Here is a 12,716-nt window from a genome sequence, read left to right on the forward strand (position 1 = left end):
CTCGACCGCCGCGGATGGTCAGTCCTTGACGGCGCCGGCGGTCACGCCCATCGAGACGTACCGCTGGGCCAGGATCAGCAGCACGGCGGCGGGGATCGAGGCGACGACGGCGGTGGCCATGATGGCGTTCCACTGCTGGTTGTTGTTGCCGATGTAGTGGTAGATGCCGAGGGTGATCGGCTGGTAGTCGCCGCCTCCGGCCAGGGTCGAGGCGAAGATGAAATCCGACCAGGACCAGAGGAACGCGAAGAGCGACACCGTGACGATCGAGTTGCGGCTGACCGGCAGCACTACCGACCAGAAGGTCCGCAGCCGACCGGCGCCGTCGACAACGGCGGCCTGGAGCAGCTCGTCGGGGATGCCGGACATGAAGGCCGTGAAGATCAGGACAGCGAACGGCACCGCGAGCGTGGTGTCGGCCAGGATCAGGCCGGGCAGCGTGTTGAGGACGCCGAGGGTGAGGTAGATGGCGTAGAAGCCCATCGCCATGATGATCCCCGGGATCATCTGCGCGATCAGCAGCATGAAGCTCAGTGCCGGGCCGCCGGGTGGTCGGAGCTTCGCCAGCGCGTAGCCGGCGGGGGCGGCCAGTGCCACGGTCAGCGCCACGGTGCCGAGGCCGACCAGGAAGCTGGTCCCGAGGTACGGCAGCTGCTGGTCGAGCACCGCCCGGTAGCCGTCCAGGGTGCCGTTGGTGGGGAACAGGTGTGGGGGACTGGCCCGCATGTCCTGGTCGCGGGTGAAGGACACGTTGATCATCCAGTAGACGGGGAAGAGCATCAGCCCGGTCAGCACCAGGCCGATGCCGGTCTTCCACCAGGTCCGCGGCGTCGAGGTGGTCATCGCAGCTGCTGCCTCCGCTCGATCCGGATGTAGACGAGGCCGGCGATCAGGGCCAGCACGATGAGCAGGTTCCCGATGGCCGCGCCCGGGCCGAACTCGGGCAGCAGGTTGCCGAATCCGAGCCGGTACGACCAGGTGGCCAGCGTGGCCGAGGAGCCGGTCGGGCCACCCTTCGTCATGATCCAGATGATGTCGAAGACCTTCAGCGTGTAGATCAGCCCCAGCAGCAGCGTGATCAGGGAGACGGGGCGCAGCAACGGGAAGGTGATCCCCCAGAACCGTTGCCACCCCGTCGCGCCGTCGAGCGCGGACGCCTCGTACATCTCGGTCGGGATCGCCTGTAGGCCGCTGTAGAGCACCACCAGGTTGAACGGGATGCCGATCCAGACGTTGGCGATGATCACCGAGGTGAGTGACCAGCCCGGCGAGGTGAGCCAGTTGACCGGGTCGATTCCGATGACGCCGAGCGCCGCGTTGACCAGCCCGGAGTCGCTGTTGAGCAGCCACGACCAGGTCGACGCCGAGACGATCAGTGGCAGCAGCCACGGTACGAGGATCAGTGCCCGCAGCGTGCGCGACAGCGGGAAGTGCTGGTGGAAGAAGAGGGCCAGGGCCATGCCGATGGTGAACTGGAAGGCGAGCGAGGCCGCTGTGAAGACCAGCGTGTGCGTCAGCGTCGGCCCGAATGCCGGGTCGGTCAGGACCGTCCGGTAGTTGTCGAGGCCGGCGAAGGGCGCCCCGCCCTGCACGAACGAGCGGACTGTGTACTCGCGCAGGCTCAACTCGACGTTGCGGTAGAGCGGGTAGGCGTAGAAGGCCGCCAGGTAGATGGTCACGGGTGCCAGGAAGCCCCACGCCCACCACCGGCTGGGCCGGCGGGAACGGGTTGGGGGAGGCCCGGGCGGGGCGGCGGTCGCCGCCCCACCCTGGTCGCGTACGACGGTGGAGGTCTCTGTCGTGGAGGGCATGGTGTCGGTTCGGATCGCTTACCTGGTCGTGGCGGCGGTCTGCGCGGCGTCCAACGCCTCCTGTGGCGTCTTTCCGCCGCTGAGGGCCGACTGCACAGCGGTCCACAGCGCCTCGGAGATCTTCGGGTACTTCGTGCCGAGGTCGTCACCGGTGCGGCCCTTGGCCGCCCGGACCGCCTCCACCCAGACCTTGAGCTTGGGGTCCGCGGTGGCCTGTCGCTCCTGCACGGCGGCGACGGGTGCGACGTAGGAGAGCGTGGTGTCGGTGGTGAGGAGGTTGTCGGCGTTGGTCAGGCAGGTGACGAGCTTCTGCGACGTCTCGTACCGGCCGGTCTTCTTCTGCACCGGAATGGAGACGAACTCACCGCCGGTGGGTGCCGGGGCCGGGCCGCCCGCGCTGGCCGGGATCGCGATCGTGCCGTACGAGAAGCCGAGCTTCTCCGCGTTGGCCAGTTGCCAGGTGCCGTTCTCGGCGAACGCGTAGTCGCCGGTGGCGAACTCCTGCCAGCTCGTGGTCTGTGTGTTGTTGATGACGGAGTTCGGGGCGTGGCCCTGTTTGAGCCAGTCGGTCCAGAGCGTCAGCGCGGACACCGCCTGCGGTGAGTCCAGACTGGTCAGTTGGGCACCCGACCCCCAGAACCAGGGCAGGAACTGGAAGCTGCCCTCCTCGGTGCCGATCGCGGAGAAGGTGATGCCCTTCTTCCCCTTGGCCTTGACCTTGGTCAGTGCCGCGGTCAGTGCGGTCCAGTCCTTGACGGCGGCGGGGTCGACACCGGCTGCGGCCAGCACGTCCTTGTTGTAGTAGAGGGCGAGGGTGTTCGCCCCGATCGGCACCCCGTAGGTCTTGCCGTCGCTCTGGCCGGCGCCGAGCAGGTTCTTCTCCATGGCCGAGACGTCCAGCTTGTTGTCGTCGGTGGTGGTGAGCGCGCCGGCTTCGGCCAGAGTTGAGATGACCGGGTTGTCCACGATCAGCACGTCCGGTGAGTTTCCCTGCTGGGCGGCGAGCAGCGCCTTGTTGGTCAGGTCGGTGGTGTCGTAGCCGGTTCGCTCGACAGTCACCCCCGCGGACGTGCCGCACTTCTTGAGCAGCGCGACCCACTCGGAGTCGTCGGCGAACTGCGGATACGGGTCCCAGACGAGGTAGGCGCCACCGTCGGCGGGGCCGTCGGCCGACGACGAGCAGGCGCTGCCCGTCACCGCGGCGAGAGCTATCACGGCGACGGCGGCCAGGCGCCGCCGACGACTGAGTCCGGTCATGTGGTGCCTCACTTCAAATCGATCGTCAGGTGGGGTTCGTGGGTTGATCGTCGCGGGTCGGACCAGTCCAACCATGAGGCGAATCGATTCGACGAATCGGTTCGCCCGAAGATAGGTCTGCCCATGCCCGGGGGTCAAGAGTCAGTTGGCCGCACCGGGAGGATTGCTGGGCAACACGGGCGTCATCGGGCCGTCACTTCATTGACATGGTTCAGTTCCCGGTCCTACGATCCGTGCGAATCGATTCGCAAGCGCTGCCCTCCGGAGAGCGTCCCCCGCGCCCCACCAAGGAGCCGCCCGTGAAAACCCCATCCCGCAGCAGCTCAGGACGAGCCCGTGTGTTCGTGGCCCGACTCGTCGTCGGCCTGCTCGCCGCCGCTGCCGCCGTCACCGCCGTCTCGTCCCCCGCCCTGGCCGCCGACGAGTCGATCAGCGTCAACTTCGCCACCACCAGCGGTGCGCCGACCTACCGCGCCTCCGGCTGGATCTACGGCATGACCGAGAACGCCAGCGGTCCGGCCGACCACTTCTACTCCGACGTCAAGTTCCAGTACATGCGCGCCGGCGGCGCTCAGCTCCCGGGCAGTGGCTGGGTCGGCGGAACCTACGACCGGCGCTGGAACTCCACACTCGCCCAGGCGCGTCGGACCACCGGCCTCGGCGGGAAGTTCATCATCCTGCCGCACGACCTCTGGGGTGCCGACGGCGCCGGGATCTCCCGCTTCCCCGGTGACAACGGCAACTGGACCGACTACGACAATTTCCTGACCCGCCTGATCAGCGACGTCCGGGCGTCCGGGCTGTCGGTGCAGTGGGACATCTGGAACGAACCCAACATCACCATCTTCTGGAACCGGCCGATCTCCCAGTACCTCGAACTGTGGCGGCGGACCTACCAGCGCATCCGGGCGGAGTTCCCCAGCCAGCTCATCGTCGGGCCGAGCTGCGCCTGTGTACCGTCGACCAACCACGCCTTCTGGAACCAGTACCTGGACTTCGTCCGCTCGACGAACACGGTGCCGGACATCATCAGCTGGCACTCGCTGCCCGGTGACCCGGTGGCGAACGTCGCCGCCGCCAACGCCACCCTCGACCCGCGTGGCATCGCCCACCCTCGTCCGTACCAGATCAACGAGTACGGCGCGCCCGACGAGCAGAACCCGGCCGACGGCGCCTGGTACATCGCGCGCCTGGAGCGGGCCAAGGCCGACGGCCTGCGGGCGAACTGGGCCAGCGGTGGCAGCCTGCACAACGACCTCGGCAACCTGTTGATCCGTAACTCGGCCGGCCAGCACCAGCCCAAGGGGGAGTGGTGGAACTACCGCTTCTACGCCTCCCAGGTCGGGGAGATCGTCGCGGTGACCCCCAGCCAGTCGTACGACGCGTACGCCACGAAGGCCGCGGGGGCTGCGAAGGTGCTCATCGGCGGTGGTCGTACCACCGGGAACCTGACCGTCAACCTGCAACGCCTGGACACCACCAGCGGCATCGTGCAGAACAACCAGGTCCGGGTGCTCACCCAACGCATCCCGCACAACGGCGGCGGCGCCGTGGCGGGGCCGGTGACGGTGTCGAACAGCGTGGTCGGGGTGTCCAACAACAACGCCACAGTCACAGTGCCGTACACCAACCAGACCGACACCTACACCGTCACGCTGCTGCCTCCCGCGGACGGTGGCTTCCAGTCGGTGGCGGTGGCCCAACATTCCCAGCAGTGCCTGAACAATGCCGGCCTGAGCACCGCCGACGGCAACGTCCAACAGCAGAACTACTGCGACGGCGGTGACCAGCAGCTCTGGAACTTCCGCCCAGTCGCCGGCGTGGCCAACACCTACACGGTGGTCAACCAGCAGAGCGGCAAGTGCCTCGACGTCAGCGGCGTCTCCACCGCCGACGGCGCGGCAGTGCACCAGTGGACCTGCCTGAACGCCCTCAACCAGCAGTTCACGCTGCGCAAGGTGACCTACTCGGGCAACGACTCGCACGACTACCAACTCGTCGCCCGGCACAGTGGCAAGTGCGTCGACGTCAACGCGGTCTCCACGGCGGCCGGCGCGCTGGTTCACCAGTGGACCTGCAAAGCGGTCAACCAGGGCAGCCCGTTGAACCAGACGTGGCGGCTCCTGGGGCGGTAGGCGTCCCGGGGGAGGTGGTGCGCTGGCCGTCCGCCCAACGGCCGGCACGCCACCTCGCACCCGCATTCATTGACATGAATTAATTAAAGGTCATACGATTCCCTCCGAATCGATTCGCCATCGCCACCACCCCCCGTGGCGCATCGACACCCCCACCGCGCTTCCACGACTCCGAGGAGCCACCTCGTGCGAACCCCGTCCCCCCTCGGGCCCGGAACAGCCCGTGATCTCGTCCCGAGACGTCAGCGCGCCCGACGTCTGACCGCCCTGGCGGCCGCGCTGGTCGGCGTGCTCGTCGGCATCGGCGCCGCCCCCGGTGCCCCGTCGCCGATCGCCGAGGCCGCAGCCGCCCCGATGGCGGCCGCCATCGAGCCGGGGCAGAGCACCCGGATCGTCGGTACGCCGTCCGGCCGCTGCCTTGAAGTGCCCAACTCCAGCACCACCAACGGCACCCAGACGCAACTCTGGGACTGCAACGGCACGTCCGGCCAGACCTGGACGTGGACGTCGGCAAAGCAACTCCAGGTGTACGGCAACAAGTGCCTGGACGCCTCCGGCCGCGGCACCGCCAACGGCACCCAGGTGATCATCTGGGACTGCAACGGCCAGAACAACCAGCAGTGGAACGTCAACAGCAACGGCACCATCACCGGCGCGCAGTCCGGGCTCTGCCTCGACGCCAACGCTGCGGCCACCGCGAACGGCACCAAGGTCATCCTCTGGGCCTGCAACGGTGGCGCCAACCAGCAGTGGGCCTCGCCGACCACCACCACCCCGCCGCCGACCAACCCGCCGACCGGCGCGCGCCCGTGCGACATCTACGCCTCCGGCGGCACCCCGTGCATCGCGGCGCACAGCACCACGCGGGCGCTCTACGAGGCGTACGCCGGCAACCTCTACCAGGTCCGACGCTCGTCGGACAACACGACCCGCAACATCGGGCTCACGGGCACCGGCGGCACCGCCAACGCGGCGACGCAGGACTCGTTCTGCTCCGGCACGACCTGCGTGATCACCGTCGTCTTCGACCAGTCCGGGCGCGGCAACGACCTCTGGTACCAGGGGTCGAGCGTCGTTCCGGGCTCCCCGCAGAGCAGGCCGGCGACCGCGACCACGGAGTCGCTGACAGTTGGCGGCGCGAAGGCGTACTCGCTCTACATCAACCCCGGCAACAGCTACTGGCGCGACGGGCACCTCACCGGCGTGCCGACCGGCGCGGCACCCGAGGGCATGTACATGGTGACCAGCGGGACCCACGTCAACAGCGGCTGCTGCTTCGACTACGGCAACAGTGAGACGACCAGGAAGGCCGACGCCGCCGGGGCGATGGACGCCATCAACTTCGGCAAGCAGTGCTGGTTCGGCGGCTGCTCCGGCAGCGGCCCGTGGGTGCAGGCCGACCTCGAGTGGGGTCTCTTCCCGGGCGGCAGCAGCTCCTGGAACCCGAACCAACGCGCGTTCACCAACAAGTTCGTCACCGCGACGCTGAAGAACAACGGCACGACCCGGTTCGCCATCAAGGGCAGCGACGCGCAGGCCGGCAGCCTCTACACGCTGTACGACGGCTCGCTTCCGCCGGGATACAGCCCGATGAAGAAGCAGGGCGCGATCATCCTGGGCAGTGGCGGTGACTGCTGCAAGCCCGACGGCGGTGCGAACCTGAGCGCCGGCACCTTCTACGAGGGGGCGATGGTCGCGGGCTATCCGTCCGACGCGACCGAGAACGCCGTGCAGGCCAGCGTGGTGACCGCCGGTTACCGCTGATCCTGGCGACGCCCGAACGAGTCGTGCGCCGGTCACCACGAGGTGGTGACCGGCGCACGCGCGGGTGGGTCTCAGGCGACAGCGCAGGACGCGCCGTTGAGGGCGAACGAGGGCGGTCGGGCGTTGTTACCGGTGTGGGTGGCCTGGAAGCCGAAGCTCACCGAGCCGTTGGCGGGGATGCCGCCGTTGTAGCCGACGTTGCGGGCCGTCACCTGCCCCGAGCTGGGTGAGTAGGTGGCGTTCCAACCCGAGGTGATGGTCTGCCCACCCGGCAGGGTGAAGACCACCGACCAGCCGTTGACGGCGCTGGTGCCCGTGTTCGTGACGGTGATGCTCTCGGTCAGCCCCGTGTTCCAGGCGTTGACGTCGACAGTCACCCGGCAGGCGCCGGAAGCCGGCGGCGGCGTGGTCGGCGGTGGCGTGGTCGGGGGCGGGGTGGTCGGGGGCGGGGTCGTGGGGTTGGTCAGTCCGAAGAACGCGATGGCGGACGCGGCCATGCCTGCGGAGGGCAGGCTGTGCCCGGCGCCCTGGATGCTGTACGCCTCGACCTGGACGGTGCCGCCGCTGTCCGCGTACCGGCGCCGGTTCCAGGTGGCCTGAGGGGTGTCGGTGGAGGTGGGTGTCTGGCTCAGCCCGAACACGTTCGTCCACTGCTCGATCGCCTCCTGCAACAGCGAGTACGGCACGAGCGTGTCGTTGGTGCCGTGCCACAGCTGCACGCGCGGGCGGGGCCCGGAGTAGCCGGGGTACACCTGACGGACCGCGTCGCCCCACTGCTGCGGGGTCCGGTTCATGTTCCCGCCGGTGCACTGGCTGCTCCCGGGCGGGTAGTCCGCAGCGTTGGCGAAACAGTTGAACGGCACACCCATGAACGCGGCGCCGGCCTTGAACACGTCGGGATAGAGCGCCAGCATGTGGTTGGTCATCATGCCACCGGACGAACTGCCGGTGGCGTAGATCCGGTCCGGGTCGGCAGCGTACTGCTGTTGCACGTACCGGATCATCGAGATGATCGACACCGGGTCGCTGCCTCCGCCCCGCCGCTTGGCGGCGTCCGACCAGGTGTCGAAGCAGTTGCCGAACCCGGCCTGCTGGGTGGCGGACGGGTAGATCACGATGTATCCGTACCGGTCGGCCTGGCTGGCGAACTCGCTCCCGGAGTAGAAGCCCGGGCCGGACCCGCCGCAGCCGTGCATGGCCACCACGACCGCCGGCCGGGCCGGACGGTTGTCCGGCACGTAGACGTGCATGCGCATCCGACCGGGGTTGTCACCGAAGCTGGTCACCTCGGTCAGTGACGCCGCGTACGCGGGCCCGACCGTGGGGACCACCAGGCCGGCCGCCACCAGTGACGCGGCCAGGGCGATTAGCAGTTTCCTTCTGATCCTCAACTGACGACTCCTTCGATTGCCTGTGCAGGCTGGATTGGCCGTGCGACCCGGTCGCGGGTCTGCCCGACTCCCGCGGTGATCGCACGCTGCCCGCTACCTGTGGCTCGCCCAGCCCGGCTTCGGATGGCATCGTGTGGCAGTTAGTGTTCCCTCCGGGTCAACAAGTGTCAATCGAAGCATTTCGATCTACTGGGAAGGGTCCGTCTACAGTCGTCATGCCGTCCCCGAGGAGCGCGGAGCGCCTGTGGCAAGCCCTTTCGACATCGACGAGATCTATCCGGACGACGGAGACCAGCCACTGCGGCTGCCCCGCCGGCAGGTCGGCAACTCGCCCCAGGGTGTCGCGGTGACCCTGTTGGCGGACTACACGCTGCGGACCCGGGTCGCCCTCCCGTCCGCCGCCATCGTCGCGTTGCTCGGGGAGACCGGCGTGACCACGGCCGGAGCGCGGACCGCGATCAGTCGCCTGGCCCGCCGTGGCGTCCTGGAGGGCAGTCGACTGGGGCGGCACAGCTCCTACCGGCTCAGCCGCGCCGCCGCCGCGAACCTCTCCGTCGGCGGGCAGTGGATCCTCGCCTCCACCATCTCGACGGTGCTGTGGGACGGGTCTTGGACGATCGTCGCCTTCTCGCTGCCGCAGGATCGCAGTACGCAGCGCCGAGCCCTGCGGGCGCAACTCCGGTGGCTCGGTTACGCACCGCTGTACGACGGCCTGTGGATCTCACCGCGGGAGCTGACCCCCGCGGCTCGGGCCGAGCTCGACCGGCTCACCCTCGGCGCCGTGACGGTGTTTCGCGGGCGGCAGAGCGCGCTCGCCTCTGCCATTCACCGGCCGCCGATCGAAGCCTGGGACATCGAGGCGATCGGTCGGAGCTACGACGCGTTCCTCCGGCGGTGGACGCCGCTGTTGCCCGGGGTGCTGTCCGGGCAGGTCGACGGCGCCGCAGCGGTGCGGGCCCGTACCGAGGTGATGGACACCTTCCGGCGTTTTCCCGTCCTCGATCCGCAGTTGCCCGTGGAACTGCTTCCACGGGACTGGCTCAGGCGCCCGGCGCGGGAGTTGTTCGCGGCCGTCTACGACGGCCTCGCAGTGCCCGCCGAGCGACACGTCCGAGCGGTCGTCGAGCGGTTCGCCGACGCCGCGCAGCCCGGCATCGCTGCCCACACCACCGCCGACCTGGTCGCCGGAATACGCGCCGACGCAGCCGTCTCCGAGTAGCTCGGCCACCAGGCGCTCGTGAACCGCTCACTGTCGCGGCCGGCGACTGTGAGCGATAACAGGGTTGCCCTCCGATGCGGTCTGAGCGGCGCGGTGGTACGACTCGTCCGCTGGTCGCGCGGCGGCTGAGCACTGTTGTTCTGGGCGTTTGGTACCGGGCGAAACACGGCGTTCCGGGAGATCGGCGTGAACGGCCCGTTACGTCTTGACGAACGGCATGTTATCGCTCACTCTCGATATAGAGGACGATCGTTCCCGTGGCTCACCGGGCGAGCCGCACGGGTCGTACCTCCGATCACGACGTTCGCAAGGGCATGCGGCCGTCACCTCGGGACCGGCAGTTGCCGGCGACAGCCCTCTCGGACCGCGCGCGCTGAGGCCGGGTGGCCAGGAAGACCGTCCCGATCGGTCGCCCCGAGTGAAGTGGCACATCACCACCACCGATGCAACCACTGAAAAGGAACGCCATGAAACCCATGAGAACGATGCTGGCGGCGGCGACAATCGCCGTCGCCCTCACCACCGGTATGACGGTGGCGCTGACTCCCGCATCCGGTGCCGGCACGACCCTGAAGGCGGCCGCCGCCGAGAAGGGCCGTTACTTCGGCGCCGCCGTCGCCACCGGCAAGCTCTCCACCAGTGCCTACACGACGATTCTGAACCGTGAGTTCAACAGTGTCGTGGCCGAGAACGAGATGAAGTGGGCATCCAACGAGCCGTCGCAGGGCCAGTTCAACCACTCCGGTGGTGATCGTCTGGTCAGCCATGCGCAGGCCAACGGGATGAGCGTGCGGGGTCATACCCTGCTGTGGCACGCACAGCAGCCGGGTTGGGCGCAGGGCATGTCCGGCACCGCGTTGCGGAACGCGGCGATCAACCACGTCACGCAGGTCGCGACGCACTACCGGGGCAAGATCTATGCCTGGGATGTGGTGAACGAGGCGTTCGCCGATGGCGGTAGCGGTGGGCGTCGGGACTCGAACCTTCAGCGCACCGGCAACGACTGGATCGAGGCGGCATTCCGGGCTGCGCGGGCGGCGGATCCGGGTGCGAAGTTGTGTTACAACGACTACAACACCGACGGGATCAACGCGAAGTCGACGGGCATCTACAACATGGTGCGGGACTTCAAGTCCCGTGGCGTGCCGATCGACTGTGTGGGCTTCCAGTCGCACCTGGGCACCTCGCTGGCCGGCGACTACCAGGCCAACCTCCAGCGGTTCGCCGATCTCGGTGTGGATGTCCAGATCACCGAGCTGGACGTGATGACCGGCGGAAACCAGGCCAACATCTACGGCGCCGTCACCCGCGCCTGCCTGGCCGTCTCCCGCTGCACCGGCATCACCACCTGGGGTGTACGCGACTGCGACTCGTGGCGCGGGTCCGACAACGCGCTGCTCTTCGACTGCAACGGCAACAAGAAGGCCGCCTACGCCGCCGTCCTGGACGCTTTGAACGGTGGCTCGACCCCGCCCACCACGCCCCCGCCGGGCTCCGGGGTGGACACCAGCGCCTGGTACGTGTTGGTGAACCGGAACAGCGGCAAGGCGCTGGACGTCTACGCCTCGGCCACCAGCGACGGGGCGCGGATCAGCCAGTGGTCGCGCAACAACGGCGTCAACCAGCAGTGGCAGTTCGTCGACTCGGGGAGTGGCTACTACCGGGTGAAGTCCCGCAATTCCAGCAAGGTGCTCGACGTCAGCGGCTTCTCCACCGCCGACGGCGGCGCGATCGTGCAGTGGTCCGACCTCAACGGCACGAACCAGCAGTTCCGACTCGCGAATTCGGCCGACGGCTACGTACGCCTGATCAACCGCAACAGCAACAAGGCCGTCGAGGTGCAGGGCTCGTCCACCGCCGACGGTGGAAACGTCGTCCAGTACGCCGACTGGGGTGGCAACAACCAGCAGTGGCAACTGGTCCGGATCGGCTGACGACCGCCGCCGTCGACTGGGAGAAGCGGGAGCTGCCGGCCGTTCGGGATCCAGCCGGCGCCCGCCCGGGCGAAGTGTGACGAGTGGTGGCCCGCCCCCCTCCGGGGCGGGCCACCGTGGCCGTCAGGGTGTTGCTGACGGTGATCGCGCGGATCGATACCAATCGTTTGACGTATGACGTCTCAACCGCTAATTTTCACCCCGCGGACCACCCGGCCAGCGGGAGCCAGGACGTCGTACCGTGCCGTTCGGCGCGGCCTGTCACGAAGCCCGGATCGTGGCATCGCCATCGACGTACGCCGTTGGCCGCGGGTTGCCCGCACAACAACACCCCAGACGTGCTGACCCCACCACCAGGACGCCGGCACGCACGCCAGGGCACGCGCGGGCACTTTCGCTCGCGGGTGACCCCGATCGAAGGAGTGGACCATGAAAGCCCTCGGTGAGGCTCGTCCCGCCTCTCGACAAAGATCTCGCTGGCGGTCAGGGTTGGCCGCGGCGGCGGCCGCGGTCATGGCAGCCAGCACACTCGTCGCGGTCAACGCGGCGCCCGCCGCGGCGGCGACAGTGGACACCAACGCCTCCTACGTGCTGGTGAACCGCAACAGTGGTAAGGCGTTGGACCTGTACGCCTCGGCCACCAACGACGGGGCGCGGATCAGCCAGTGGACGCGGAACAACGGCGTCAACCAGCAGTGGCAGTTCGTGGACTCCGGGGGTGGCTACTACCGGATCAAGTCGCGGCACTCGGGCAAGGTGCTCGACGTCAGCGGTTTCTCCACCGCTGACGGCGGTGCGATAGTGCAGTGGGCCGATCTCAACGGGACAAACCAGCAGTTCCGCTTGGCCGACTCGGACGGCGGCTATGTCCGGCTGATCAACCGCAACAGCAACAAGGCCGTCGAGGTGCAGGGGTCGTCCACAGCCGACGGCGGCGGGTTACTGCCGCCCACCTGGACGAGCTGCCACTGCTGGTTGGTGCCGTTTCAGTCGGCGTACTGCACGACGTTGCCGCCGTCGGCTGTGGACGACCCCTGCACCTCGACGGCCTTCTTGCTGATCCACGTCAACAGCACCAACGCCTCCCCGGTGCTGTCGACGACCACGTCTCCTCCCAGGCCACCGTGATGTTTCGATTCCTCAGCCGTACAACGCCGCAGGCCGAGTGCCTCTCCAGCTGCCAGTTCGAGGCAGTCTGCAAGCAT

8 protein-coding genes and 1 pseudogene are annotated in these 12,716 nt (G+C 68.3%); 5 read left to right on the top strand and 4 right to left on the bottom strand.

What is annotated here, in order from left to right; translation table 11 throughout:
* Nucleotides 1-18: 18 nt before the first annotated feature.
* The 3 genes from NIE79_RS17895 to NIE79_RS17905 are packed head-to-tail and all read right to left on the bottom strand — an operon-like array spanning nucleotide 19 to nucleotide 3,068.
* Nucleotides 19-843 carry a carbohydrate ABC transporter permease gene (locus tag NIE79_RS17895; protein WP_238679652.1) on the bottom strand — a complete coding sequence of 275 codons (825 nt, stop codon included), beginning with the start codon at nucleotides 841-843 and terminating at the stop codon, nucleotides 19-21.
* On the bottom strand, nucleotides 840-1,811 hold the full coding sequence (locus tag NIE79_RS17900) for a carbohydrate ABC transporter permease (RefSeq protein WP_238679653.1): 972 nt from the start codon (nucleotides 1,809-1,811) through the stop codon (nucleotides 840-842). The genes NIE79_RS17895 and NIE79_RS17900 overlap by 4 nt, the downstream gene beginning before the upstream one ends.
* Nucleotides 1,812-1,829: 18 nt before the next feature.
* Entirely contained in the window at nucleotides 1,830-3,068 is a 1,239-nt protein-coding gene (locus tag NIE79_RS17905) for a sugar ABC transporter substrate-binding protein (RefSeq protein ID WP_238679654.1), read from the bottom strand.
* Between the two features lie 299 nt (nucleotides 3,069-3,367).
* Between NIE79_RS17905 and NIE79_RS17910 the strand changes: the two genes are divergently transcribed.
* A complete protein-coding gene (locus NIE79_RS17910) occupies nucleotides 3,368-5,203 on the top strand; it encodes an RICIN domain-containing protein (protein WP_308193190.1) in 1,836 nt (611 codons plus the stop codon).
* Nucleotides 5,204-5,389: 186 nt separating this feature from the next.
* The gene (locus tag NIE79_RS17915; protein ID WP_238679655.1) at nucleotides 5,390-6,967 is read left to right on the top strand and encodes an arabinofuranosidase catalytic domain-containing protein; all 1,578 of its coding nucleotides are present in this window, start codon (nucleotides 5,390-5,392) and stop codon (nucleotides 6,965-6,967) included.
* Nucleotides 6,968-7,038: 71 nt separating this feature from the next.
* Here the strand turns inward: NIE79_RS17915 and NIE79_RS17920 are convergent, their stop codons facing one another.
* Nucleotides 7,039-8,358, bottom strand: a complete 1,320-nt coding sequence (locus tag NIE79_RS17920) for an extracellular catalytic domain type 1 short-chain-length polyhydroxyalkanoate depolymerase (RefSeq protein ID WP_238679656.1) — start codon at nucleotides 8,356-8,358, stop codon at nucleotides 7,039-7,041.
* 244 nt (nucleotides 8,359-8,602) lie between these two features.
* Between NIE79_RS17920 and NIE79_RS17925 the strand changes: the two genes are divergently transcribed.
* The 3 genes and pseudogenes from NIE79_RS17925 to NIE79_RS17935 form a co-directional block, all read left to right on the top strand.
* The gene (locus tag NIE79_RS17925; RefSeq protein WP_238679657.1) at nucleotides 8,603-9,577 is read left to right on the top strand and encodes a PaaX family transcriptional regulator; all 975 of its coding nucleotides are present in this window, start codon (nucleotides 8,603-8,605) and stop codon (nucleotides 9,575-9,577) included.
* 467 nt (nucleotides 9,578-10,044) lie between these two features.
* The gene (locus NIE79_RS17930) at nucleotides 10,045-11,511 is read left to right on the top strand and encodes an endo-1,4-beta-xylanase (protein WP_238679658.1); all 1,467 of its coding nucleotides are present in this window, start codon (nucleotides 10,045-10,047) and stop codon (nucleotides 11,509-11,511) included.
* Nucleotides 11,512-11,940: 429 nt separating this feature from the next.
* A pseudogene (locus NIE79_RS17935) lies at nucleotides 11,941-12,456 on the top strand (RICIN domain-containing protein); the annotation flags it as partial.
* Nucleotides 12,457-12,716: the final 260 nt, after the last annotated feature.

This window comes from Micromonospora trifolii (assembly GCF_022229005.1).
GTDB lineage: Bacteria > Actinomycetota > Actinomycetes > Mycobacteriales > Micromonosporaceae > Micromonospora > Micromonospora trifolii.